Source organism: Acetobacter ascendens (assembly GCF_001766235.1).
Classification (GTDB): domain Bacteria; phylum Pseudomonadota; class Alphaproteobacteria; order Acetobacterales; family Acetobacteraceae; genus Acetobacter; species Acetobacter ascendens.
Window position 1 is genome coordinate 1,181,405 of record NZ_CP015164.1, and the last position, 25,864, is coordinate 1,207,268.

Here is a 25,864-nt window from a genome sequence, read left to right on the forward strand (position 1 = left end):
GTGAAATGCAGGTAAATTATGCACCAGTATGACGATTGATGTGGGAATAGGTCACTATGCGTTTTCGTAACGCCATTTTTTATGCTGTAAGTTTTTCCTTAGCGCACTCTCTTTTTGGATATACCGCACAGGCTCAACAGCTTAATCTGCCTGATGGGCGCGCATTTTTGCCCCCCCCACCACAGGCAGAAGAACCAGCACAACAGGCAGACTTGCGGGCTTTTGAAAAAACACGAGGGTTGAAAGATAAGGCGCGCTGGAAATTGGCCCAGAATGACGCCAACCTTAACCCATCTCATGTCATCAAGGATTTTTCATGTGCGGTCGGGTTTAATCTGGATCCAGCCAAACTTCCGGCAATGGTTAATCTTCTTACATCGCTCGCGCAGCCTGTAGAGCAAGATGTTTCAAACGAAAAAGACTTCTGGAAGCGGCGCCGGCCTTTTGTCGGAACAAATAAAGACATCTGCACAGCCCATTCGGATGGGCTTGATAAAAGCTATGCTTATCCATCAGGCCATACAACCTGGGGGTGGCTCACAGCATCCATTCTTGCCAGCGCTTTGCCAGATCGTGCAACGCAGATTATGCAGCGTGGCCGTATATTTGGTGAAAGTCGTATTGTCTGCGGCGTACATTGGAAAAGCGACGTACAAGCTGGCTACATGAATGGAAGCGCCATGTTTGCGGCACTTCAGGAACAACCCGCATTTACAGAGCAAATGACAAAAGTTCGCCAGGAACTGTTTGCCTTGCGTGATGCAAAAACAGCACCAGACGCAAAAACTTGTGTGGTAGAACAGCAGGCTGCGCAAGGCGCTTTTTAATAACTTACATTTTTTACTTCTGGGGCCTGGATATTCATGAGTTGCCGGTTACCTGCGCTGCCTTTCCTGCTGCTATTGGCACTAGCAGGTTGCACACAACATTCTTTACCAAGCATTTCTAAAGCACCAACGCCTCTAGTTATTCAGGCCCCTTATCATGGAGATTTCAAGCACTATACTCTGGCACTGACATGGCAACCGGGATTTTGCCTCTTGCATGGCCAAAATACATGCAAACCAGACCAACCCCAAACACCACTTATTGGTTTGCATGGTTTATGGGCTTCTCGCCCATCTGATCTTATAAAAGCACATCAAGATGTGACGCTCTGGTGGAAAAAGGGATGCAGCATTTATGCTGATGTTCCTCCCCCCTCCTCAGGGCCGGCCTTAAGTTCTGGCCTATCTACACGACTTTCCAGCGTTGTCGCGCATCTTCCATCTGATCTGGTGGCGCATGAATACACCAAACATGCGAGCTGTTTTGGCATGAACGCCGAACAGTTTTTTACCGTAGCCGCCACATTACACGATAGATTTGCAACTTTACCAGCATCTGCCCAGCTAACAGCCAAAGTTGGACAGGTTATTTCCAAATCCGAACTGCAAACACTTATACAAACCGATACAGGGCCGCTGCCAGAAAAAGGCTTGCAGTTTCAATGCAATAAGGACTCAACTGGGCGCATAGTTTTAGCACAACTATGGTTTACGCTTAAGCCTGAAAAACTTGGTGAGTTCCCTCATGCTTCATCCTTTATAAGCAGCCCATGGGAACAAGATAACTGCCCTACGCATTTTCTACTGCCAAATTGGGATACTATAAAAGGAACAGCAAGTTCCATCCCAACAAAGGCTGCGCTTTAAAATGCAAAATTCTTTTTCTAACAAAAATGGTATCCGTTCCGTAATATCTGCTGGAATTACGTTTTCTCTACTCGCATTTTTTCTGGGAACGACTTTGCCAGCACAGGCAGAAGAACAGAAAATTCCGGTTAGAGTGGTTGTTGTGACCACTTTTGAACTTGGTCAGGATACAGGTGATACACCCGGCGAATTTCAGAACTGGGTAGAAAAGCTCCCTCTTGATCAGGAAATTTCTGCCCCTGCGACAAATCATGGCGTTATGCGCTATAATCCAAACCTTCAGGTTCTGGGAATTGTAGCAGGAGAAGGCCCGGAACATATGGCCTCTGCCATGACAAGCCTTGTGCTTGATCCAAGATTTGACCTTCGCAAAGCCTATTTTATCCTGGCTGGTATTGGCGGCATAAACCCTAATTTTGGCTCCGCCGGATCTGCCGTATGGGCGCGATACGCCATAAATGGCGGCTTGGCCCATATGATTGATGCCCGTGAAATGCCCAAAGACTGGCAAGATGAACTGGTGCCCATTCAAGGTGCGGGCCCAAATATTCATCCCCCTACCCGCCCTACATTCTCAGTGGGGTGATATGGTTTATACACTTAACCCCAATTTGGTTGCATGGGCATATCAACTTACGCGCTCACTGCCCTTAATGGATACGCCTGCTCTGCAAGCCAACCGTCGCCGCTACAAGGGATACTCACACGCACAAATGCCTCCACAGGTAATGGTGGGAGATACCTTGGCATCCGAAACCTTCTGGGTTGGCAAGCGCATGAATGCCTGGGCAGAACGCTGGGTGAAATATTGGACAGAGAACCAAGGCGCTTTTGCAACAACAGCAGAAGAAGAAATTGGCATGCTTCAGGCTCTTTCCCTGCAAGCACGCGCGGGCCGCGTTGATATGAACCGTATTCTTGTTTTGCGCGCTGGCAGCAATTTTGACATGCCCCCGCCGGGACAGACTGCGGCAGATTTACTCAAGGCTGAAACTGAAGAATCTGGTTTTTCCGGTTTTCTACCTACCTTGGATGCTGCCTACCAGGCAGGCAGTGTTGTTGTAAAAGAAATAGCAACACACTGGGACCATTACGAAAATACTATTCCCTCTCATTAAACGTTTTTACGTATCTGACAGGATCGAGACATGACAACACGTCGTAATTTTCTGAAATATGCGTTCCTTTCTGGAGCGGCTGGTTCGGCGGGGATGCTGCCTTCCGCCATTAGCCGAGCATTTGCTATTTCCCCGGATCTAGGAACGACATATCAGGATGCGGAACACATAGTTATTCTGATGCAGGAAAACCGTTCGTTCGATCATTTATATGGCACATTGCAAGGTGTTCGTGGGTTTAATGACCCACGCGCCATACGGCAGCCCAACGGCAACCCGGTATTTGTGCAATCCAGCACAGAAGGGCAAACCTATGTGCCTTGGCGCCTGAACATCCACGATACACGCATTACATGGATGGGTTCTATCCCCCACTCGCGCGAAAGTCAGGTTGATGCGTGGAACAACGGACACCATGATCGGTGGGTGGACGTTAAAAAGTCTCATTACAAGAAATACGAACATTACCCCATGACTATGGGATATTATACACGAGAAGACCTACCTTTTTATTACGCATTAGCAGATGCGTTTACTGTTTGTGACCAGAATTACTGTGGTGTAATGACGAGCACTTGCCCAAACCGGCTTGTGTTCTGGACGGGTACTGTGCGTGATAAACAAAGCCCTGATTCCATGGTTTATATGCGCAACCCGGAAATTCTCAAATCTGGCCTGACATGGACAACCTTTCCTGAAAGGTTGGAGCAAATTGGTGTTTCATGGAAAGTCTACCAAAACGAAACAGATCAGGTTGGCGGTCTGGACGAAAAAGAACGAGCATGGCTTTCCAACTTTGCACTCAATATTCTAGAATGCTTTGAAAATTACAACACCTCTGCAAACCCCAGATTTCATGAATGGGTAGAAGAGCGCATAAACGCCTGCTCCAAGCATATTGAAAAGCTTCAGACAGAAGAAAGGCTTGTTTCAGAAAAACGTGAGGAACAATTGGCTGAAGCCAATGCCTTGTTAGCTACTTTAAAACGTCGCCGCGATACTGCTACAAAAACGGTGGAACAACTTACCCCGGCAGAACGGGGCCTGTTTGAACGGGCTTTTGTAACCAATAAAGCAGACAAAAATTACAGAACACTTGAAACTCTGACATTTTCAGATGGCTCCAACACACGCCATATGGATGCACCTAAGGGAGATATTCTTTACCAATTCCGTAAGGATGTTCAGAACGGCAAACTCCCTACTGTTTCATGGCTAGCTGCGCCGGAACATTTTTCTGATCACCCAGCCTCACCTTGGTATGGTGCATGGTTTGTATCAGAAGTTATGGATATTCTTACTGAAAACCCGGAAATCTGGAAAAAAACCATTTTCATCATGACTTATGATGAAAATGACGGCTACTTTGACCATTGCTGCTCCTTCACTGCACCAGACCCTAAACGCCCGGAAACAGGCCAATCTTCCTCCAGCATTGGGCGTGATGGTCTGGAATATACTTACGCTAAAGATGAAGAAATTATTGGCGTGCCACCATCATTGGCCCGTAGTGGCCCTATTGGCCTGGGCTTTCGGGTTCCTATGATTATTGCATCTCCCTGGAGCCGTGGGGGGTGGGTAAATTCTCAACTGTTTGAGCATAGTTCTACTCTTCAGTTTCTGGAAAAGTTTATTGAAGGCAAGTTTGGAAAAAAAATCACTGAAACAAATATTTCTCCGTGGCGCCGCGCCATTAGTGGGGATCTAACATCCTGCTTCCGCCCTTATGATGGCACATCCCCGCAACTTCCGTTTATTGAGAGGGACAAACACTTAGAAATTATTGAAGATGCACGCTACCGGCCTATGCCCAGTGGCTTTAAATCTCTTGAAGAAACAGAAATTATGCAACTGAAAAATAATCCTGCCCAGATACAGCATTATGTAAAACAGGAACCGGGCACACGCCCAGCCTGCGCCCTACCCTATGAACTTTATTGCAATGGCGGCTTAAGCGCAGATGGGCAAACCATATCCTTGCATCTGCAAGCAGGCACCAAAGTGCATAAACATCTTTCATCTGGTGCACCTTTTAACGTTTACATTCACAACATGCCACAAGAAGGCGGTATGCGGTCCAGCACCTACGCGGTAGCTGCTGGGGATAATATGACTGTAAATGTTGATAGTAGTTTATCTGAAAACAATATTTACGATGTATCTGTTCATGCTCCCAATGGTTTCTACCGAAAATTCACTGGCCGCCAGCATGGCGTAAAAGTTTTGGCAGAATGTAAATATATGCTCTCAGGTAAGGAAAGTATTCTTCTCTGCTTAAAAAACATAGGCCATGACACGTTAGAAATTCACTGTAATGTGCCAGAGCATCCCTCTTTGCACGTTATACGCATTCCTGCTCAAGGCAGTGTAAAACAGGAAATATCTCTTGCTCACTCTAGTATGTGGTATGATTTAACGCTGACAACACCTAAGGAACCTGAGTTTTCTTATGTTTTTGCTGGCCATGCCGATAATGGGCACCATAGTATTACAGACCCAGCAATGGCCTGATAAAATAAGTATCGTTCATTATCTTATATAAAATAATATCTCTGGGCGTTTGCATATTCACTTATGCAAACGCCCTTAATTTTAGTGAAGATGCAAAAATAAGAATAACTTTATATGCATACAAAGCTACAAAATAATTACATATAATTGTTTATATTATATTACATATTAAAAATATAAATAACAAAACATTCACAACAAAACAAAACAATACCATTTAGAAACGGTCCTGTTCTCAATAACTGGTCTCTAATCCAATAAAAGGTCTTTCTATGCCTTCCCACTTCCGAAAGTCTCTCGTATGCACGACGCTTGTCGGAATTGCCATTCCCTATACATGGGAAACAAATATTCCTACAGCCAAGGCAGAAACTTCTACAGTAAAGGCATCTCAACACACAAAAGTAGCTTCACAAAAAAACACCGTTACACTTCCCTCCATGATGGGGGCTACTGCTCCAACAGACCAAGCCGCAGAAAAACTGGAAGTGCGTGGTGGGCGCCATCGTGCTGTAGGGGGCGGCCTTATGATTAAGGAAGACGCTCCTAAATCTCGCTCTACTGTTACAGCTGAATATATTGCAAAACAGGCTGCAGGCCTAAACCCCATGCAGCTTATTGAATCTTTGCCAGGTGTGAACACTACATCTACAGACCCGATGGGGCTTTCGGGTGGGCATATGAGCATGCGCGGCCTGACAGAAAACCAGATTGGTTTTGAGCTAGAAGGATTTCCTATTAACGATATCGGCAACTATGCTGTTTATCCGCAGGAAATTGTTGATCCGGAAAACCTAAGAACCATCAATGTAGAACAGGGTTCTGCAGATCTGGATAGCCCTCACCTTAGAGCCCTTTTGGAAATTCACGGATGAGCGTTTCGGCGTAGCATGAGGCTTCCCATGGCGATGTGGATCATGGCCTCTGCGACGTCGATCCGCTGTTCGTAGTCCTTCACAAGGCGACGCCAGCGGATCATCCAACCGAAGGTCCGTTCCACAACCCACCGACGCGGCAGGATTTCAAACCCTTTTGCTGTCTCTGACCGCCGGATGATCTCGACTGTGAAGTCGAGAAAAGTGGCCTTATCCATCAACTGGAGGCGGTCATAGGCTCCATCGGCAAACAGGTGCTTCACCCAAGGCCAGCGTTTACGAATGGCATCAAGGATCATCTGTCCTCCTGCACTGTCCGAAATATCGGCTGTTGTCAGCTGGACCAGGAGAAGGCGGCCATCCGTATCAACTGCGATGTGACGTTTCCGACCGACGATCTTCTTGCCTGCGTCATAACCACGTGTCTTTGCGTGGGGTGCCTTGATACTCTGGCTATCAATGACACCACCCGATGGACTGGTTTCGCGTCCTGTCGCTTCACGATCGAGCATCAGACAGACATCATGAATGGTCTGGAACAGGAAACGGCGCATCAGCCTGCGGAACCACCAGTAAACCGTTTGCCATGGGCCAAAATGAACCGGAAGCATCTCCCAACCGCAGCCTGAGCGCACGAGATAGCGCAGAGCATTGATGATCTCACGGAAATCGGTTGTCCGTTTCCGACCACGCCGGTTCGCAGGGGGCATCAGAGGCGCTATGCGCTCCCATTCCTCATCTGTCAGATCAGACGGATAGCGTTTCGTCTTGCGTGTAATTCCGGCCATGCGGCCTCGTTGTGCTGGCGTCCACATCCTGCCTTTGAATCACGCTCAAAACTTCTTGAAAACCTATCATAGCGAATTTCCAAAAGGGCTCTTATATGCTTCCGTTACCTGCGCATGCATGGCCGGAGAAAGGGATTGAATAGCCACCATCCCTTTTTCCAGAAATGCAGAAATATCAACCTTGTCCGCCAAGGCTTGTAGCCGATGTTGCAGCGTAAGCGCCATCACCCCTCCAGATAACGCCACTCCCAAAGATCCACCCAATGAACGGATAAAGGACATCATAGCCGTGGCAATGCCCAACGCATTACTCGGTACCGAGTTCTGAATAATAACAGTGGCATTAGGCATACCAATACCCATGCCTACCCCCAGACAGCCAAGGCTGATGAGAAAGAACAAGGGTGGTGCACCATGATGCGCACAATATGCAATGAGACTGAGTGCTGAAAACTCAATACCCACACCTATCGCAAGCAAAAGCTCGTAACGCTGCGTTTTGGAGGAAACAAACCCACCTAATATAGAACTGACAAGCATAGTGCCGACTTGCGGCAGCATCATCAGGCCAGAGGTTGCCGGCGACTGCCCCAAAACAAGCTGATAGTATAACGGCAGAAAAACCAATGATCCCATCATGGCGAAGGACATAATACCCGTTGCCGCAACACAAACGGAAAAATTGGCAATGCGCAACAACCCAAGATTTACAAGCGGTTCTGGGGCCTGCCTCTCCTGCCGGATAAACAGACAAAAAACAGCAAGGCTCAAACCAAATAGCAAGACGGTTAACGGAGCTGTCCAGGCCAGAGATGTGCCCACTGAATTAAACAGAAGCAGAAAGCCTGCTGTTGCAATACTCAGCAATCCAGCGCCCAGATAATCAATCTGAGGTTTTGCTTCAGACTGCCCCGCAGGCAGGCTGAACATAATTAACGCAAAAGCCAGCAACCCAATGGGCAAGTTAACAAGAAATACCCACCGCCACGAAAGCGCGCTTGTTAGCACGCCGCCTAAAAATGGCCCCGTAACACTGCTTACAGCAAATGCACCGGTAAAAAGCCCTTGGTAACGGCCGCGTTGCTGTGGCGTTACCATATCACCAATAACTGTTTGCGACAGGGTCATCAGTCCACCTGCCCCAACACCCTGCAAGCCTCTGAACAAAATAAGCTGCCACATATTCTGCGCGATACCGCACAGAAGCGATGCAAACAGAAAAGCCCCAATGCTAAATGCCAGCAATGGACGCCTACCAAACATATCAGACAGCTTGCCATACATTGGCGTTGCAATAGTGGAGGTTAACATAAACGCCGTAACCACCCACGACATATGCGCCAAGCCGCCAAGATCACTAACAATGGTAGGCAGAGCCGTTGAAACAATGCTCTGATCAAGCGCCCCCATAATCATGGTCATGATAAGACCGATGAACACAAGAATACGCGTGGTTGGAGGATAGGCAGATGAGGTTGCCGCCGCAGAGGATGACTGCACGTAAAGTTCCTGTACTATCAAAACAGATCATAAGTGGGGTAACAGGTATTATGAGCAGCCAGCGATGTAAAACCTGTTCAAGCCTTATGCCTTGACCTTACCTTACATACCCACATCTTTAACGGATACATCTGCTTGCCCTTCAACCCAATAACCAGATGCCTTAACCCATTGTGCGGCAATCCCGCGTTTTTCAAGTAGATATTGGCGCACTGTTTTTGCAACGCGAGCTTCTGCTCCAATCCAGATGAATGTGCGCTCTGGGATATCCAGATCGGACAGAACAGACACAATACTTTGTGCATCATTCGCTTTGTCCAGAGGACGATGCACCCAATAGGCTGTATGCCGCGCAGATGTTTTAAACATCTGCTCGTCTTCTTGCCCCGACACAGCAACAAGTGTTGTCACATGGCTTGGGGCGGAAAGCTCTTCAACCCTGCGACCAATGGCTGGCAAGGCTGTTTCATCCCCAATCAGTAACCAATGTGCAATATTGCCCGAAATAACCTGAGAACCTTTTGGACCACCAATGTCTAAGTGATCACCAACCTTTGCCGCTCGCGCCCATGCCGCAGCAGGGCCGCCTTTATGATCCACAAAATCCAGTACTACGGCGTGTCGTCAGTTAAGCAGGATGATGATTGAGGCGAACTGCACGGCTGCGAGGAAGGTCGATTTCAGTTTATCGTAGCGGGTTGCGATAGCGCGAAACTGCTTGAGTTTATTGAAGAACCTCTCAACAAGGTTCCGTTCGCGGTAGAGAGAAAAATCGGTTTTCCGTCGTGTCGTTCTGTTGCGTTTTGGCGGGATGACCGGGGTAATCCCGCGCTGTATCAGCCGATCGATCAACCTGTCCGCGTCATACGCCTTGTCCGCAAGGAAAGCATCCGGTTCGATGTTTTCCAGAAGTGGTTCTGCCTGGGTGATATCGGCATCCTGTCCCGGTGTGATGCCGAGTTCCACTGGATTGCCCAGAGCGTCGCAGATGGCATGGATCTTTGTAGTTAGCCCGCCTCGTGATCGTCCGATGGCCTGATCCGTGCCCCTTTTTTGAGAGCTCCGGCACTATGCTGATGCGCTCGGACAATTGTGCTGTCGATCATCATGTATTCGTTGTCGTAATCAGCGGCCAGATAACGAAATATCCGTTCGATGACGCCGCTTTCACACCAGCGGCGCAGACGCCGGTGCACGTTTTTCCAGTCACCGAAACGGGCAGGAAGGTCGCGCCATGGAATACCCGCGCGATAGCGATACAGCACCGCCTCCACGAACAGACGGTTGTTCACCGCAGTGCCGCCGACATAGCCTTCTCGACCAGGAAGAAGATCCTTTATCCGCTCCCACTGGTCATCGCGTAAACTATAGCGCCGCATCTGTCTGTCTCCCCAAAAAAACGGGAAAACAGTCAGCACACGCAGACACAAAGTACAACCCTCACGTGCCACTCTCAGGGCTTAACTGACGACACGCCGTAGTGTGCCTGCTTCTGAATCATATTTGCGCGGTGTATAATCCCGACGGACAGGTGCACCATCCAAACCAGGAATGAATATTTTGATATGATCATCTGGAGAAGCGCTGACAAAACCGGCTAAATTCGGCCCCGCAAGGGTTACCCTGATCATATGCGGTGTAAGCCGCTCCACTTCCACAACCTCTAAAGAGCGGCGGTGCAACTCATGCCGCACGCGCTGGATTTCTGGCGCATTGGAAGCATCAGAAAAGGCATTCTGAGGTATCATTCTATTTTATCCTGTTGCTTGCCTGGGGTTTATTCTGTTTCTAAACGGCTGACTTCTATGCCCGTCCCAACAGGCAGCAAAACACTCGCAATATCGGGCAATGCGCGTATGGCCTGCCCATAGCGTTTTACATCTTCTGTGCCGGGGCGGATCATATTATCCGCCACAATAATTGCACCGGGTTTAAGGCGTGGATAAAACGCCTTTAGGCAAGGTACATAAAGATCTTTCCAGAGATCAACAAAAACAAAATCTACTTTTTCGTTTAACTCATCAATCATCTGCACAGCATCACCTACGCGGAAATCTATCCAATCCGCCACGCCTGCCTGCTGTGCCATGTGTTGAGCATAAGCAGATTTATAATCATGCAGTTCCATCGTAATGAGCTTGCCGCCGGCTGCACGCGCGGCTTCAGCAAGCCAGATACCAGAATACCCAAAGGATGTGCCAAGTTCCAGAATAGTTGGGCTTTTGAGGCTCTTGGCCAGAATATTCAGCAATTGCCCTGTTTCCGGGCCGATGGAGCGCATGCGCTGGTCATGCCCTCCATCACGCCCGCCGGGTGCTTCCACACGCGGCTGGCTACGTTCTTGCTGCATACGTTCATGATAGAGGTTAAGAACTGTCTGAATTTTATCATCCATGATTATCTTTCCTCTTATTCTTTACAACTTACAGCTTTAAACCTGTCCAACACCGCGTGCTGCTTCATCCAGCAGTGCTGCAATTTTTTCTTCTGCTGCCGGATCAAACCCACCGTGACGTAGCCGAAGGCGTAAGGCCATTTTCAGGTTTTCCATGGCGCGCATGACAGGCATGGGAATATTTTTACGCCCTCCCCTTCCTTCTGGTTCCGCTGCTGCTGCACGAGAGAGAATTTCCTCCAACCCTGCCTGATTGGCAGACAAGAATGCCTCACCTTCTGGTGTTACCTGGTAGTTTTTACGGCTTTCGCCTTCAGTCGGACGGATATATCCTGCTTCTTCCAGCCAAGTGAGTGTTGGATAAATAACACCGGGGCTTGGGGTATAACTTCCCCCAAATTTTTCTTCGATATCCTTGATAAGTTCATAACCGTAAGTCGGTTTTTCCGAAATCAGTTTCAGAACCAACAGGCGGATTTCACCATAATCAAAAAGCCTGCTGCGACCACCACGTCGGCCACCACCCCGACCATGTTGGTGACGATGTTTCCCTCCAGAACCTGTTGTTCCTTCAGGGGAGAAAACCTGGCGGTTACGACCGCCTGCATGTTTATGTCTGTGTTTCATAATTCCGATATAGATCCCGATATATCGTACGTCAAGATATATCTAGATATATTTCTTAGAACCTCTCCTTGCTCCCGCCCCATTTACAGAAGCAACCCGCACGCGTGCACCAGCACACAAATACGGCAAAACATAAGCAGGCAATATTTTGCCATATACGTAGAATCCCCATTTTCCATACATTTTGTGAATATTTTATGAATACTCTGTGTAATATAAATGAATTTTTACAATAGATATCAAACATACAAGAAAAGTCAGATAGGTTGCGGCGCCTTATGGGGAGATGAGACACCGCAATGAAAAAGTTCCTTATCCTGAGCACAGTTTGTTTATTTTCTCAAAACACCGCAACCGTAGCCAAAGCGAGCAGCAACCCGGATAAACATAAAAGCCATCCTCCCCTTGCTGCAAAAAAATCGGCCAAATTGCCGAAGGCCAAGGATGAGAACGTTGACGTCGTCTCGCGCAAAACAGCAGGCGGCGGAATGATGGTGAAACAGACATCTGCCAAAACGATAAGCTCGCTTTCCCATAGCTATATCGAAATGCAGTCTCCCACCTCTACAATCGAATCACTGATCCAGACAGTGCCCGGTGTGGTTTCTGCCAGTGAAGGCCCTCTCACAACCTCATTTTCCACCATTCATATTCGCGGCATGGCGCAGGCAGAAATTGGTGTCACGCTTGAGGGCATGCCAGCAGCCAACCCATTTACATACAGCACCTACACCCCTTCTCTCGTTGATAGTGAGAATATGGGCCAGGTGAATGTGATGCAGGGTTCCGTGGATATTAATTCACCAACCTATAACGCAACGGGGGCGGAAGTTTCCGCTACATTACGCCACCCTATGGACCACCAGAATGTGCATGTTGCGGCCTCTGGCGGCTCCTATGGCACCAACAAAGATTTTCTCCGGTATGATACCGGAGAAATCGGGCATTCGGGCGTGCGGAGCTTTGTTTCAGGCTCCTACGCGCGTAGTGATATGTGGCGTGGTGCTGGTGACATCCGCAAATGGCATGTAGATGCAGCCCTTACAAAAAGCTGGGCTCCTGGCAGCCACTCAGAAGCTATTTTTGGTTTTACAGATGCCGCTCAGGGGGAATGGCTTTATCCATCCTTAGCGAACTGGAAAACCTACGGCACAAAATATGGTCTGAACAACCAGTATTATAATGGCGATACACACTATGTTGGGCTGAACGGTAAAAATACCGGAGCCATTTACGGCACATTAAAAAACCATTTCAGCTTTGGGCATGGGCTTAGTCTAGATGCACAAGCCTATTCTGTTGAATTTCATGGCCCTTATTATTACGGGGAAACTGTACCCATCGCCAACGGTTATGCAGGGGCAGAAAAATACGCGCATCTTGATGACTATAAAAATCTGCCTGGGTATGACCCTTCAGTAAGCAAATTAACATCTGTAGAAGTTTCAGACTGGTATACAATCTCCTCCGGCTTAACGCTTACCGGACATTGGAAGCATAAATTCAATACGCTTAACTTTACCTATTGGTATTCTTACGCGCAGGAAGCTGCCTCCCAGAAGTTTTACCCTGTGAATGGCAGTGGGCATTGGAACTCTAATGGTGCCCCCCTTACAGCCAATGGTGGCCTACTTATTAACGAAGATAATGAAAACGCCTTACAGCAGTTGAACAGCTTTGCTGTGGACGACAAAATGTCGTTCCTGCATGACCGTCTCACCATTGATGGCGGCATTAGAATGGTGATGGCAAACCGCCAATACACCCAAGACCTACCGGGCGTAACGGCAAGCAAATCCATTAAGAATGTGTTTGTCCCCTCTCCTCAAGTGCTTATCAATTACCGCTTCAACCCCAATCATCAGATCTATGTTAACGGCACAACGGGTTACCATCTCCCGGCAGGCTTAAGTTCACAGCTTGCCTCCTACAGCTATAACACTGGCAAGGCGATATCGCTCCCGATGTCTGATTACAAGCCAGAATATATGATTACGGAAGAAATAGGGTATCGCTACAGCGGCCTGTTTATGGCTAATCTAGCTGGCTTTCATTATAATGTGACAAACCACCAGGTTTCAGCCGTAAGCTATGAACCCGGGTCAACATCAACCATTTCACAGTTGATCAATGCCGGTGGCATGGAAGCCTATGGTATTCAGGCCGAACTTGCCACGCGTCCTTGGCACCACGTAAGCGCTTACGCATCTGGCCAGTATATGCACACTAAAAACGGGAATAATATTGCCTATGCGGGAGATTATCTTGCAACAAAAGGGAAGCAGGAAGTGGGTGCGCCACAATTCTCCGGCTCATTGGGCCTGACTTATAATGATGGCAAATGGTTCGGCAACTTTACGCTGCAATATACTGGCACCCAATACTCCACGCTTATGAACGATCAGAGCATTCCTGGTTACGTTACGGCCAACCTTGGTTTTGGCAGACGTTTGCCGCAAATTGGGCACGTCTCCCCTAAAATTAAGCTCAACCTCGTTAACCTTGGTGACAATCATTATCTGTCTTCAATGTATGGGTATACAACAAACGCCAAAACACAGCATGGGGTGCTCACGGGCAAAAGTCTCTCTGGGTCACAGCCTACTTACGTTATCGGTTCTCCATTTGTGGTAACTGCCACCCTTTCTGCTGATTTTTAAATTCTCACACTGTCAGAATATTAAAAGGTGGAGGGTTCTAAAAACCCCCTGGTTTTGAGGTCTTCTGTATGATTCTATTTCTTCTGCGTTGATTGAGGGAATGGCGATATGAAGCAGTCTGGTTTCTTTGATGTTGAAGAGCGTCTTGCCCGGCTGAGTGGGCTTGGCGATCAGCTCGAAGCATTTTCCCGGACTGTGGATTTTGAAGTCTTCCGCCCTGACCTGGAGAAGGCTCTGGCGTATTCTGACGGAAGCAAAGGCGGACGACCGCCATTTGATCCGGTGCTGATGTTCAAAATCCTGGTGATCCAGACGCTCAACAATTTGTCTGATGAGCGGACGGAATATCTGATCAACGATCGCCTCTCCTTTATGCGTTTCCTTGGGCTGGGACTTTCAGATCGGGTGCCGGATGCCAAAACGGTCTGGCTGTGTCAAAAGCGTCTGACCCAGGCGGGTGCGATCGATGGGCTGTTCAACCGCTTTGATGCGACCCTGCGTAACGCCGGGTATTTGCCGATGTCAGGCCAGATCCTGGATGCCACGCTGGTAGCGGCTCCGAAGCAGCGGAACACCAATGCAGAGAAAGCGGATCTGCGAGCAGGCCGTATTCCTGAAGACTGGCAGGACAAACCCGCAAAGCTGTCGCACAAGGATCGTCATGCGCGCTGGACACTGAAGTTCACGAAGGCGAAGCGGCAGGATGATGGAACCATGCCATCCAGCGATCTCGCCATCCCGTTCTTTGGCTATAAATCGCATGTTTCCATCGATCGGAAATACCGGTTCATCCGCAAATGGAAAACAACGCATGCCGCTGCCAGTGATGGCGCGCGATTGAGAGAGGGGCTTCTGGATAAAACCAATATGGCCTCAAGTGTCTGGGCCGACACGGCCTATCGCTCAAAAGACAACGAAGACTTCATGGAAAAGCAGGGCTTTGTCTCCAAGGTTCATCGCAAAAAGCCGCATCTCAAGCCTATGCCCCGGTAATCCCCCCATTTTTAGTGGGGCATTGAATGAGAATTCAGGCAGCTGTTTTTAGTTTCTGGGCGGGGGTTAGCCCGCTGTTCCCCATGTTGGGTCTGTCATGGTTATATGTCCAGAGCCATTGTGTTGCGACCTCCTGCACGTCCTGAATGCTTTCAAACAAATACTGCTCCAGCCATTCCTGCCGGACAGTTCTGTTGTAGCGTTCAATATAGGCGTTCTGCTGCGGATTACCCGGTTGCGTATAGATCAGGGTAATCCCCTGTTTTTCGGCCCATGAAACCAGCGTATGACTGACATATTCAGGGCCATTATCCATTCGGATGGCTTCTGGCCTGCCACGCCACTCCATAACCTGTTCCAGACAGCGGACAACCCGACAGGCTGGCAGGGAAAAATCAACCTCGATCGCCAGTCCTTCACGATTGAAGTCATCCAGAATGTTCAGGAGCCGAAAAGCACGTCCATCCATCAGCCTGTCCGCCATAAAATCCATGGACCAGACCCTGTTGGGAAGGGCCGGAACCGACAGCTTTTCAGGCTTTTCGCGAACCAGACGCCTGCGGGGTTTAATCCGCAGGTTGAGTTCCTGTTCCCGATAGATCCGATAAACCCGCTTATGATTCCAGAGCTGCCCCTGCACAGTGCGCAGATACAGGAAACACAGACCAAATCCCCATCTCCTGTGAGCCTGGGTCAGTCCCACCAGAAGAGCGGCAATCCTGTCGTTCTCCGCTGCCAGTCGCGGACGATAGCGAAAGCAGGTCTCGGATATCCCAAAAATCCGACAGGCCAGCGCAATGCTGACCCCATGATGCGCCACAGCCTGTGCGGCCAGTTCCCGGCGCTGGGCTGGCCGCTTCATTTTTTTCCAAGGGCTTCCTTCAGGATATCCGTCTGCATGCTCAAATCCGCATACATGCGCTTCAGCCGACGGTTCTCCTCTTCCAAAGCCTTCATCTGACTGATCATCGAAGCATCCATGCCGCCATATTTCGCGCGCCACCGGTAAAACGTGGCGTTGCTAATCCCATGCTCCCGGCACAGGTCAGGAACCGGGACACCGCCCTCAGCCTGGCGGATCACACCCATGATCTGGGCGTCAGTAAAGCGATCACTCTTCATCAGAATCTCCTCATCCTTACGCTGAGAAAATTCTCATTCAAAAGCCACTCTTTTTATGGGGGGATTACCCCCCGGCATATCCAGAAATCAAATGCTGGAAAGTCGGTCATCCGCTCGCGTGTCGAGCATGTCTTTGCCGATCAGAAGTCACAGACGGGGCTGTTTGTCCGGACTGTCGGTATCAGTCGAGCCACCATGAGGATCGGGCTCGCCAATATCGTCTACAATATGCGCCGCCTCCTCTTCCTCGAAAGATTGAACGCGAGCGCATAGCCATCCAGCGAGAGACAACTCCCAATCTGCTCAAAACGCAGACTGGACGCCATCGCAAAAACCGTCAATCAAATCGCCAAAACCCAGAAATTACCGGCCAAGCACATCAATCAAGGGTTCTTCGATCCCTCCACCTTATTGGAGGAATGCGCAACTCGCGCTCTGGTGCGGGGGAAATTCAAACACTGGGGCTAGAATGGCTGCTATTTGATTTTGGTAAGAGAGAAGCAATACTTGCCGCCGTTCAACAGGCCCAAATTGGTGCAAATATTCTATTCACCGCAGAGCACCAGAAAATTATCTACAGTGTTACCATCGCTTTTTATACACATGAAGCGGCTGTATCCCGCGTGCATTTTCTGGAAAAAGCACTAGAAAACGCCAAACATGTGCAGGAAGCCGCGCAAGCTCGCCTTAAGCATGGGCAAGGCACTATTGTAGATGTTACACAAGCCCAACAGGCTACAGCCCAAACAGAACTCCGTCTTGTGCAAGCACAAGGCGATGTTGAAAACACTTATTTGGAACTTGTTAATGCTATCGGCATTTCGCCCCGCACACATTTTGAAACAGAAAATGTATCTGGCAGACCTTTAGCATTGGATGATACGCGACTGAGTGATGCCTTTATTCAGCAAGCAGTTTCTCGGCGAGCAGATGTTCTTGCGGCATACGCCCATGCAAAAGCTGCCAGAAGCCAAGTGGTGGCTGCTAAAAGCGAATTTCTGCCAAAGATTTTTGTAACCGGAAACGTGGCCTATACAACCGGCCATCTGGCACTTTCTTCTGTGCCGGGAGTGGGCAGTGATTCATCCCCCACTCTCAATCTGTCTTCCAACTCTTTAAGCAGTGTTATTCTTGGAGGCGTATCCGTGCCTATTTTTGATGGAGGCATGCGGGCGGCACAACTTAAGCAGGCGCAAGATCAAGCAGATAGTGCCAACGCTACTTTGCAAAAAACGGTTGATTCATCCGTCAAACAAATTGTGGTGGCAGAAAATGCGCTACATACAAGTTTGGCGGCGTACACATCCTCCGCCAAGCTTGAAACTGCCGCACAAACAGCTTTTGATGCCGCATATGCTGCATACCGCAATGGTGTAGGGTCTATTGTACAAACATCTATGGCAGAAAATGGCTTGGTAGATGCAACACTCAGCCATTCCGATGCCTATTACGCCACACTTATCGCGGCGGCTGGGCTGGCTTTTGGCACCGGTGCGTTGGACCACAACACACCAGAATACCAGCCTTATTAAACCCTACCCTCTATCACCAAGTTACGCAGGCACAAGTTCTGCTGATGCCACCGGAACCTGTGCTGGTGGGGCGTGCCAGCGCCCTTCATCTACATCCTTAATTTCCTTATCAATTTCACGCACTACCTGCCGTGAAAATGGGCCAAGATGTAAATAAAGCGCACTGGTCATAACCACGTAAGGTATTGCCTTTGGGTTATGCAGGCCACAATCAATCATCATACGCCAGAACTGTTTGGCTGTTCCGGGGCCTGCGCGATGAATACGGAAAAGCAACCTTACAAAGCTACGCAAATCGCCACGTATCATCTTATGGGCGCGCTCACGCTTAAGCATCCGCCCCATCCGGCGCACACGGCCAAAATAAGCAACCGGATTGTAAATTTCTGCCAACACAGTTCTGTAATCATTCAATACATCACGACGTGGACGATTTGTTTCAAAATTCAGCCCCGCCGTACACTGATCTCCAGATTGCGTTTGCTCGCCTCCAGAAAACAAACGCCCCTCTGCCAGTAGGCGCCGCGTAAGTTGAGTTGTTGGCAAAGCATACAATAGCCCAACCATGCAAACCGGAATGGCTGTATCTTCAATACAGTCTACCATCCCTGCTGCAACACTGCCTTTTTCGCTATCAAAACCAACAATAAAACCAGCATTTACAAAAATACCGGCTTCATGAATTTTGGTAATACTTTCTTGCAGGCTGCGCCGAGTATTCTGCTTTTTCTGCGTCATCACCAGCGTATCTGTATCTGGGCTTTCAATCCCGATAAATACAGCAAAGAAGTTTGTCTCAGCCAGACTGCGCAGCAAATCTGTATCGTCTGCTAGGTTGATGGATGCTTCGGTTGAAAACTCAAACGGAAATTTCTTTTTGTTCTGCCAAAGCTTCAAATCAGGCAAAAATTTCTTAAGCGCCTTTTTGTTGCCAATCAGATTATCATCAACAAAATCTACATGCCCCCGATACCCAAGAGCATATAATGCATCTAGTTCAGCAAGAACCTGCGCGTTTGTTTTGGTCCGCGGCACTCGGCCATAGAGTTCGATAATATCGCAGAACTCGCAGCTAAACGGACACCCGCGTGAAAACTGAATACCTACATGCAGATACTGATCCAGCTTTAACAGATCAAAGCGCGGCAGCGGGCTTTTGGTAACGTCTGTTTTGCCCATAGGGGCCTTAAAGACGCCATGCGTATCTCCCCTACGCCAAGCTGTTATGAAATCAATCATGATTTCTTCAGCTTCACCCAGAACCTGAAAATTTGCCGCGCTATACAGATCTGGGCTGGATGTCACATCCGGACCGCCAACCACCACAGGCTTATTACTAGCGCGGCACATTTCTATAATGCGCAGGGCATCATTTCTCTGGGGAAGCATTCCGCCGGTCATCACCATATCGGCCCAAGCGAAATCATCATCCGTCAAAAGCTCGGTATTGTGGTTCACCAGCTTGACCTCCCAGTTTTTGGGAAGCAACGCTGCAACCGTAATCAAACCAAGAGGAGCCGCCGGATAACGTGCCCCAGCCAGATCACAGGCCTCTTTGTAATTCCAGAACGAACTGGCATTAAAAAGCGGAAAGATCATCAAGACCTTGCAGCTATCGGTCGTCACGGAGGTATCCTTTGATTGAACAGCTGATCACAATCAAAGTGGACGATATCTCGCTCTCTTCGACGGCGCGCAGCCCCCTGCAGGGCTTGGGTTTCCTATGGAGGGTGAATGCTCTGGACACCTTCCATATGGGCGTCGTATCTGAGAGCAAGGGGTAGCAAGAGCCAGCAAAAGGTCATTTCATGACCTTTCATCTGAATGAATGCTGCTTATACGCTCAAGAACGCATGTATTGCAAATCAATCACTGTTCCAGAAGAAAATGACATACCAAGGCGCTTATCTCCTCGGTATGAAATTTCCTGCCAGGAACGCTCATGCTTGACAGCTCACATAAAAGACAAATTTACTGAGGTAAGTTTTTTGCCAATCTCAGATGCTCTTCAAGTGTTGGCACCGTGCTGGCTGCCCATTTTTTCAAGCCAGGATTATCCCCATTTTTTGCGTAACGCTGGAAAAGCGAGAGAGCATTTTCATGCGCTGTTATCTGATCTTCCCGATACTGCCGCACAAAACTTTCACCATGAAGCCCGTGGAGCGTATCAAGCTTTTTTTGGCTTGATTCATCAACATCAACCGGCAACGTATTGTTCAGGTTATTATCACTCACAATCTGCTTGAGCTCTGCAGATGTTTTGTGGTGATCTTCTATCATTTTAGACGCAAAATCTTTAAGCGAAGGCTCTGAAAGAGCCTGTTGGCTGGATTGAATCTCAAAAAGATCGCTCCATACAACTCCTTGAATAAAATCATCTGTTTTAGGGGCTATCCCCATTACAGAATTAATGCCTGTCCGTTCTGGCAAAGATTCGGCAAGCGCTGGCGTAGCAACACACAAAGCCGCAACAAGAAAGTACATCTTTTTCATTAATATTGTCCTTTTAGAAGCGGTGATTTTCTTACAAAAAAGATAAATCCGCATAGGGCCTGTTAGCACTTGATCCAGTCTGCGGCGGCAGCGATGTGGATGACCGCGAGGAACGAGGTTGCTGTTTTTTCGTATCTGGTTGCGACAGCGCGCCATTCCTTGAGACGAGCCCAGAGGTTCTCCACAAGATGTCGGCATCGATAGGCCCATTTGGGACAGGCGACCGGCGCATCGCGTCGTTTCGCGGGAATGGCCGGTCGGGCTCCCATGTCCCATATCCGTTCACGAAAGGCGTCTGACGCGTAGCCTTTGTCCGCCACGACCCACAGGGGAACAGAGGGGGGATCGTCGAGCATGGCTGGCGCCAGTGGCAGTTCATGGGCCTGTCCGGGTGCCAGAGCGAAACCAATGGCTTTTCCGTGTCCGTCCGCGATCACGCACACTTTTGTGCCATAGCCGCCGCGAGAGCGGCCAAGTGCTTCACGATGGTCTCGCTCTTCGAAAGAGGCCCCTTTTTTTGGGCTCCCGCCGCCTTGTGGTGAGCCCTGATGTTCGTGCCATCCAGAAAAGTCATGCCCAGCGCCACTCCGTGGTGGTCCTGAACCAGTTCGAGCAGGCGTTCCCACACCCCCAGTTTCGCCCAGCGGATGAAAAGCTGCGCCGCCCGCCACCACGGACCCAGCTCAGCGGGGATACTTCGCCATTTCGCACCATTCTCATGACGCCAGAAGATCGCTGCTATCGTACGCCGCAGATCATGGGGCGGTGTCTTGCCCCTTGGCCGAACCGCCTCAATCAGCGGTTCCCAGATCGCCCATGTCTCATCAGTGAAAGTGCCTGTTCCGTCTCCTTCTTCAATCCATACAATATAGGAAGTATTTTAAGATCTAACAGGCCCTAGTGCGCAATGTGTTGAACGGCACCCTTTACTAAAGGTTTCACACAACCAAAGAACAATTTGTCTGTTAAATAATTTTTATTTACAAAAAATTTTACGGCGTGTCGTCAGTTAAGCCCTGAGAGTGGCACGTGAGGGTTGTACTTTGTGTCTGCGTGTGCTGACTGTTTTCCCGTTTTTTTGGGGAGACAGACAGATGCGGCGCTATAGTTTACGCGATGACCAGTGGGAGCGGATAAAGGATCTTCTTCCTGGTCGAGAAGGCTATGTCGGCGGCACTGCGGTGAACAACCGTCTGTTCGTGGAGGCGGTGCTGTATCGCTATCGCGCGGGTATTCCATGGCGCGACCTTCCTGCCCGTTTCGGTGACTGGAAAAACGTGCACCGGCGTCTGCGCCGCTGGTGTGAAAGCGGCGTCATCGAACGGATATTTCGTTATCTGGCCGCTGATTACGACAACGAATACATGATGATCGACAGCACAATTGTCCGAGCGCATCAGCATAGTGCCGGAGCTCTCAAAAAAGGGGCACGGATCAGGCCATCGGACGATCACGAGGCGGGCTAACTACAAAGATCCATGCCATCTGCGACGCTCTGGGCAATCCAGTGGAACTCGGCATCACACCGGGACAGGATGCCGATATCACCCAGGCAGAACCACTTCTGGAAAACATCGAACCGGATGCTTTCCTTGCGGACAAGGCGTATGACGCGGACAGGTTGATCGATCGGCTGATACAGCGCGGGATTACCCCGGTCATCCCGCCAAAACGCAACAGAACGACACGACGGAAAACCGATTTTTCTCTCTACCGCGAACGGAACCTTGTTGAGAGGTTCTTCAATAAACTCAAGCAGTTTCGCGCTATCGCAACCCGCTACGATAAACTGAAATCGACCTTCCTCGCAGCCGTGCAGTTCGCCTCAATCATCATCCTGCTTAACTGACGACACGCCGTAAAAATATGGGAACTTTTTTTTATCAGAGTCTGCTTATAAACCTTTGTTACAATAAATCACAGTTATCTTAAAAAAACCGGATGCAGCAAAGCAACATCCGGCCTCAAACAGTATTCTTTTTTATTCGGCGTTATCAGAGATCAGCACTTACTGAAAATTTAAATGTTTCTGGGTCACCCATAACCAAATCGCTTTGATAGACAGAGGCCCAATACCGTTGGTTACCAACGTTATCGACTTCAAACCGTGCTGTAAGAGGCTTGTTATGAACCAAGAAAGTATAACGTGCTCCCAGATCAAACCGAGACCATGCAGGCAGATGTGCCGAATTCACGTTATTGAACTGCTGCTTGCCGGTACTTACAACACGGCCAACAAGTGTTAGCCCTTTTACGAACGGCACATCGTATTCCAGATTTCCGTTAATTGTATAATTTGGAACACCAATAACGGTCTTGCCATTATATTCGCCCCCGGCAGTGTGCACCTGCTTGGCATCAATCAGCGTAAGGCCTCCGTTAAACCGCAACCCACGCAAGATTTCTCCATTAAATGTCAGTTCCATACCCCGGTTTCTCTGCTTACCGCTTTGGGTATAAATAGATTCACCTGTGTCTCCGTAAGCTTCTGTCATGCCATACGGCATGGATGTCTGGAAAAATGCGACACCAGCAGAAAAACGACCCACATCATATTTGGCCCCTACCTCGTACTGCGTGCTCTGATACGGCGCAAAGGTTTGCCCTGCATTCACATAGGTAGAACCAACAGTCGTGCCCGCAGAAAGCCCCTGAATACGGTTGAAATACAACGCAAAATTCTTAACCGGATGCACTACAAGGCCAATAACAGGCGAAAAAGCTGCAGAATTATAATGCGAAAGCAGACTTCCACTTCCGTAATTATAGGAATCTGACAGGATATCCTGATAACGGAAGCCGCCAGTCAAAGCGATGCGGTCATGCCAGAATGTCATCGTATCAGACAGAAACAGACTATAGAGCTTATTCCATGAAACGCGCCCCGGATTACGCAAGCTCCCTCCGGCGAATGTTTCATTGGGCGTAAACTGGGTGGGATGATAAATATTTCCAGATTCCCCTACCAAACTCATGGCATAAGCTGCGTCTGATTCTTCCCAAATTGCGGAACCGCCCGCATTGATTTCATGCTTGATAAAGCCTGTATTGACATGAGCACGCACACCAGCCTGCGTTGCCTCGTTCATAACATTATAAGCATCTGCCATAGCCCCCACAGAACCATCCCCTGTGCGAGAATTGGTGAGTGTGGTTGTGGCGTAATTACCCATTTCGTTCCCGCTTTGGGCACCAAACTTTGCGTAGGTGGTAATATGCTCGCCAAAGTCATGCTCAATATTCAACGTGCCAAACAGGTAGGAAAGATCTGTATAAGCCCAGCGCTGTCCCCAGTTTTTTGATGGAGATGTGGCTTTGGGCGTAGGCATATCTGTTGCAAGACTGGAAACAATAATGGCACTGCGTCCACCAAAAACCTGCTGTTTCTGGTAGTTCATGTTCATATTGATGCGTGTATCATCATTATGCCAATCAAAGGAGCCACCAAGGGCAATATCATCATGCCGTTCCCCTTTAATAGGCGTTTCCCCATCCATACCAGCCGCATTGAAACGAAAACCATAGGCGCGGTCTTTGCCAAACCGGCGGCTTAGGTCAAATGCACCACCACCCTGCCCGCTGCTTGTATAATCGCCTGTAACGCGTGTGATATCGGTAGAAGCAGCACGTTTAGGAATAAGGTTTACATTGCCGCCAATGGCAGAACCGCCCGGCGCTGCACCGTTCAAAAACGCGCTCGCACCATTGAGAACCTGCACTGAATCATAAAGCTGGGGGGAAACAAGCTGTCGCGGTGTCACGCCATACAAGCCATCAATCGCAATATCATCGCCATACAGGGTAAAGCCACGTATCTGAAAGAGCTGAGCGTAGTTACCATACCCCATTGTTGTGCGAACAGTTGGGTCATTCAACAAAACATCCCCAAGCGTTTGCGACTGCTGATTCAAAATAAGGCTGGAATTATAGCTCCGAATATTAAACGGAACATCTAACCCTTTTTTATGCCCTAAAGCCCCCAGATCTCCCCCGTTCGTTACATACATGCGGTTACTGCGTGATGCTTTAACAACCAGATCTTCCTGCTTGGCAGCAACAGGGGCTGTTGTTTGCTTGTTTTGCTCTTGCACAGCCTTTTTTGTCTGATCTGCATTTGGCTGTTTTTTACCTGAAAGCAGCGCATGAACTGGCTTCTGTGATGATGCCACACCTTCTGCCTGCACATAATTAGGAAAAAAAGCGCTTTCTCCAATGCCAGCAAGCAGGCTGGAAACACAAAGCGTATTCAAACAAAACACACGAAAACTCATAGCAAGGCTCACTGCATGGAAACGGCCCGCGCCTTATCCAGCAATTAAGAATAAATTGCAAGCACGTACTTCTATGAGTTTTCATTGGGTCTCTCCGCAGAACACGCAAACATCGACAGAATCAGAAAGGGGTAGGACAATGCCTACCCCCTGCACCAAAATTGGCGGCTCTTATTAAGCCCCCAACAAAAATACCTTAAATTACGCGGCTGGTCGCGCAGTTACTCCCAAACGGTAACCTTCGCGCTGAAGCACCTTGATTGAGTCCTCAGAATATTTCGCCACGAGAGATGACACATCACCCGGAGCACACCAGAACCCCAAAGTAACCTGAATATTTGCAGGCTTGGGCAAAAAGGAAACAGAAGCTGCCGGATCTTTCAAAACCAATGGATCTTGCTCTGTTAGCCCCAACAAGAGTGCCCGTGCCTTATCAAGATCATCATTATAATCAATCAGCAAACTGACTGAACCCAAAAGCCGATCAGATTCCGAACTGTTAATAACAATGTTGTTTGAGAGCGTTCCGTTAGGAACATAAATGATCTCGTGGTTCGTATCCAGTAACACAGTGCGGAACATTTCAATGGATGTCACGGTGCCCGAACTGCCGCCCGCAGTAATAGAATCCCCCACCTTAAAAGGACGGAACAGCAGAATCAGAACACCGCCAGCAAAGTTTGCAAGGCTACCCTGCAACGCCATACCAACAGCCAAGCCCGCTGCACCCAACACCGCAACAAACGACGTTGTTGCAATACCAACCATAGAGGCAACGCTGATCAGCAAAAGAGCTTTGAGAAACAGGCCGACAACACTTAGTAAAAAACCACGTAGTGTTGGTTCTATATGGCTGGCGGTCATCATCCGGCTCATTGCCCGCATTACAGCGTTAACAACTTTCCAGCCTACAAAAAGAACAATCAATGCCAGAACAAACTGGCTTACATACCCTAACAATACAGGCAACAGACCGCTTAATTGCGCCCAAATTGAATGAACCTGATTTTCCATAATCATCCCTAAATCATATTTCGCGTGCGTTACATGGTAGCATGCAACGTCCGCAGATTCCTGACATGGTAGGATATTTCACTGCTATCCGTCATCATTATGGCCGGACTAAAATTTACACATGTCGTTGTAAATTACTTAACTGCGCATCACTGCCGCAATCAGAATACCCGCCCCGCACTGGTTTATGATGAAGTGAATTTCCACGTTTAATTTGCGTAAACTCATCAACATGCATACGCTGTAATAAGACTGAGCAAGCGATACAAGC

15 protein-coding genes and 8 pseudogenes are annotated in these 25,864 nt (G+C 48.8%); 10 read left to right on the forward strand and 13 right to left on the reverse strand.

Annotation, left to right across the window (positions count from 1 at the left end):
- The first annotated feature begins 56 nt into the window (after positions 1-56).
- The 5 genes and pseudogenes from A4S02_RS05690 to A4S02_RS05710 all read left to right on the forward strand — a co-directional run.
- Positions 57-827, forward strand: coding sequence for an acid phosphatase (locus A4S02_RS05690; protein ID WP_070323207.1), 771 nt, complete (start codon positions 57-59; stop codon positions 825-827).
- 36 nt (positions 828-863) lie between these two features.
- Positions 864-1,694 (forward strand): ribonuclease T2 family protein, encoded by an 831-nt coding sequence (locus A4S02_RS05695; RefSeq protein WP_070323208.1) that lies wholly within the window; start codon positions 864-866, stop codon positions 1,692-1,694.
- A 1-nt stretch (position 1,695) separates the two neighbouring features.
- Positions 1,696-2,812: pseudogene (locus A4S02_RS05700) on the forward strand (purine nucleoside permease).
- 30 nt (positions 2,813-2,842) lie between these two features.
- A complete protein-coding gene (locus A4S02_RS05705; RefSeq protein ID WP_070323209.1) occupies positions 2,843-5,323 on the forward strand; it encodes a phosphocholine-specific phospholipase C in 2,481 nt (826 codons plus the stop codon).
- Positions 5,324-5,595: 272 nt separating this feature from the next.
- Positions 5,596-6,177, forward strand: a pseudogene (locus A4S02_RS05710) (Plug domain-containing protein); the annotation flags it as partial.
- Between the two features lie 11 nt (positions 6,178-6,188).
- Here A4S02_RS05710 and A4S02_RS05715 read toward each other — a convergent pair.
- The 7 genes and pseudogenes from A4S02_RS05715 to A4S02_RS05750 form a co-directional block, all read right to left on the reverse strand.
- Complete coding sequence (locus A4S02_RS05715) at positions 6,189-7,013, reverse strand: IS5-like element IS12528 family transposase (protein WP_082246712.1); 825 nt, start codon at positions 7,011-7,013, stop codon at positions 6,189-6,191.
- Positions 7,014-7,055: 42 nt separating this feature from the next.
- Positions 7,056-8,486: pseudogene (locus A4S02_RS05720) on the reverse strand (MDR family MFS transporter); the annotation flags it as partial.
- Between the two features lie 102 nt (positions 8,487-8,588).
- Positions 8,589-9,101: pseudogene (locus tag A4S02_RS05725) on the reverse strand (siderophore-interacting protein); the annotation flags it as partial.
- Positions 9,102-9,110: 9 nt separating this feature from the next.
- Positions 9,111-9,865, reverse strand: a protein-coding gene (locus tag A4S02_RS14935; protein ID WP_087651418.1) for an IS5 family transposase whose coding sequence is annotated in 2 segments (ribosomal slippage) — positions 9,111-9,526 and positions 9,526-9,865 — 756 coding nt in all. Because the reading frame shifts where the segments join, the coding sequence is not laid out codon by codon here.
- Positions 9,866-9,964: 99 nt separating this feature from the next.
- Positions 9,965-10,234, reverse strand: a pseudogene (locus A4S02_RS05740) (siderophore-interacting protein); the annotation flags it as partial.
- A gap of 29 nt (positions 10,235-10,263) precedes the next feature.
- Complete coding sequence (locus tag A4S02_RS05745; protein ID WP_082246767.1) at positions 10,264-10,887, reverse strand: O-methyltransferase; 624 nt, start codon at positions 10,885-10,887, stop codon at positions 10,264-10,266.
- Between the two features lie 30 nt (positions 10,888-10,917).
- The gene (locus tag A4S02_RS05750) at positions 10,918-11,508 is read right to left on the reverse strand and encodes a PadR family transcriptional regulator (RefSeq protein WP_070323213.1); all 591 of its coding nucleotides are present in this window, start codon (positions 11,506-11,508) and stop codon (positions 10,918-10,920) included.
- A gap of 299 nt (positions 11,509-11,807) precedes the next feature.
- Between A4S02_RS05750 and A4S02_RS05755 the strand changes: the two genes are divergently transcribed.
- Together A4S02_RS05755 and A4S02_RS05760 are read left to right on the forward strand one after the other, a co-directional pair.
- Positions 11,808-14,168, forward strand: coding sequence for a TonB-dependent receptor (locus tag A4S02_RS05755; RefSeq protein ID WP_070323214.1), 2,361 nt, complete (start codon positions 11,808-11,810; stop codon positions 14,166-14,168).
- Between the two features lie 108 nt (positions 14,169-14,276).
- Positions 14,277-15,158: pseudogene (locus A4S02_RS05760) on the forward strand (IS5 family transposase); the annotation flags it as partial.
- Positions 15,159-15,195: 37 nt separating this feature from the next.
- On the opposite strand, the gene A4S02_RS05765 reads toward A4S02_RS05760, so the two are convergent.
- Positions 15,196-16,283 (reverse strand): IS3 family transposase gene (locus A4S02_RS05765; protein WP_099046883.1). Its coding sequence is split into 2 segments (ribosomal slippage): positions 15,196-16,022 and positions 16,022-16,283, totalling 1,089 coding nucleotides; the frame shifts between segments, so codons are not numbered across the junction.
- Positions 16,284-16,352: 69 nt separating this feature from the next.
- On the opposite strand from A4S02_RS05765, the pseudogene A4S02_RS15615 reads away from it, so the two are divergent.
- Both A4S02_RS15615 and A4S02_RS05775 read left to right on the forward strand, forming a co-directional pair.
- A pseudogene (locus A4S02_RS15615) lies at positions 16,353-16,556 on the forward strand (IS5/IS1182 family transposase); the annotation flags it as partial.
- Positions 16,557-16,687: 131 nt separating this feature from the next.
- Positions 16,688-17,815: pseudogene (locus tag A4S02_RS05775) on the forward strand (TolC family protein); the annotation flags it as partial.
- Positions 17,816-17,836: 21 nt separating this feature from the next.
- Here the strand turns inward: A4S02_RS05775 and A4S02_RS05780 are convergent.
- The 3 genes from A4S02_RS05780 to A4S02_RS14940 form a co-directional block, all read right to left on the reverse strand.
- Positions 17,837-19,441 (reverse strand): B12-binding domain-containing radical SAM protein, encoded by a 1,605-nt coding sequence (locus A4S02_RS05780; protein ID WP_208858922.1) that lies wholly within the window; start codon positions 19,439-19,441, stop codon positions 17,837-17,839.
- Between the two features lie 345 nt (positions 19,442-19,786).
- Complete coding sequence (locus A4S02_RS05785; RefSeq protein ID WP_070323217.1) at positions 19,787-20,308, reverse strand: DUF4142 domain-containing protein; 522 nt, start codon at positions 20,306-20,308, stop codon at positions 19,787-19,789.
- A 62-nt stretch (positions 20,309-20,370) separates the two neighbouring features.
- Positions 20,371-21,119, reverse strand: a protein-coding gene (locus A4S02_RS14940) for an IS5 family transposase (RefSeq protein WP_099046884.1) whose coding sequence is annotated in 2 segments (ribosomal slippage) — positions 20,371-20,828 and positions 20,828-21,119 — 750 coding nt in all. Because the reading frame shifts where the segments join, the coding sequence is not laid out codon by codon here.
- 283 nt (positions 21,120-21,402) lie between these two features.
- On the opposite strand from A4S02_RS14940, the gene A4S02_RS14945 reads away from it, so the two are divergent.
- Positions 21,403-22,157 (forward strand): IS5 family transposase gene (locus tag A4S02_RS14945; RefSeq protein WP_087651418.1). Its coding sequence is split into 2 segments (ribosomal slippage): positions 21,403-21,742 and positions 21,742-22,157, totalling 756 coding nucleotides; the frame shifts between segments, so codons are not numbered across the junction.
- 145 nt (positions 22,158-22,302) lie between these two features.
- Here A4S02_RS14945 and A4S02_RS05810 read toward each other — a convergent pair.
- Positions 22,303-24,579 (reverse strand): TonB-dependent receptor, encoded by a 2,277-nt coding sequence (locus A4S02_RS05810; RefSeq protein WP_070323219.1) that lies wholly within the window; start codon positions 24,577-24,579, stop codon positions 22,303-22,305.
- A gap of 201 nt (positions 24,580-24,780) precedes the next feature.
- The gene (locus A4S02_RS05815; RefSeq protein ID WP_082246768.1) at positions 24,781-25,599 is read right to left on the reverse strand and encodes a mechanosensitive ion channel family protein; all 819 of its coding nucleotides are present in this window, start codon (positions 25,597-25,599) and stop codon (positions 24,781-24,783) included.
- Between the last annotated feature and the right edge of the window lie 265 nt (positions 25,600-25,864).

What these genes read in the sequence shown, in the direction of transcription:
- A4S02_RS05695 (WP_070323208.1), top strand. Translation starts at nt 864, where the DNA reads ATGAGTTGCCGGTTACCTGCGCTGCCTTTCCTGCTGCTATTGGCACTA.
- A4S02_RS05715 (WP_082246712.1), bottom strand. Translation starts at nt 7,013, where the DNA reads ATGTGGACGCCAGCACAACGAGGCCGCATGGCCGGAATTACACGCAAG.
- A4S02_RS05815 (WP_082246768.1), bottom strand. Translation starts at nt 25,599, where the DNA reads ATGATTATGGAAAATCAGGTTCATTCAATTTGGGCGCAATTAAGCGGT.
- A4S02_RS05755 (WP_070323214.1), top strand. Translation starts at nt 11,808, where the DNA reads ATGAAAAAGTTCCTTATCCTGAGCACAGTTTGTTTATTTTCTCAAAAC.
- A4S02_RS05750 (WP_070323213.1), bottom strand. Translation starts at nt 11,508, where the DNA reads ATGAAACACAGACATAAACATGCAGGCGGTCGTAACCGCCAGGTTTTC.
- A4S02_RS05810 (WP_070323219.1), bottom strand. Translation starts at nt 24,579, where the DNA reads ATGAGTTTTCGTGTGTTTTGTTTGAATACGCTTTGTGTTTCCAGCCTG.
- A4S02_RS05705 (WP_070323209.1), top strand. Translation starts at nt 2,843, where the DNA reads ATGACAACACGTCGTAATTTTCTGAAATATGCGTTCCTTTCTGGAGCG.
- A4S02_RS05690 (WP_070323207.1), top strand. Translation starts at nt 57, where the DNA reads ATGCGTTTTCGTAACGCCATTTTTTATGCTGTAAGTTTTTCCTTAGCG.
- A4S02_RS05785 (WP_070323217.1), bottom strand. Translation starts at nt 20,308, where the DNA reads ATGAAAAAGATGTACTTTCTTGTTGCGGCTTTGTGTGTTGCTACGCCA.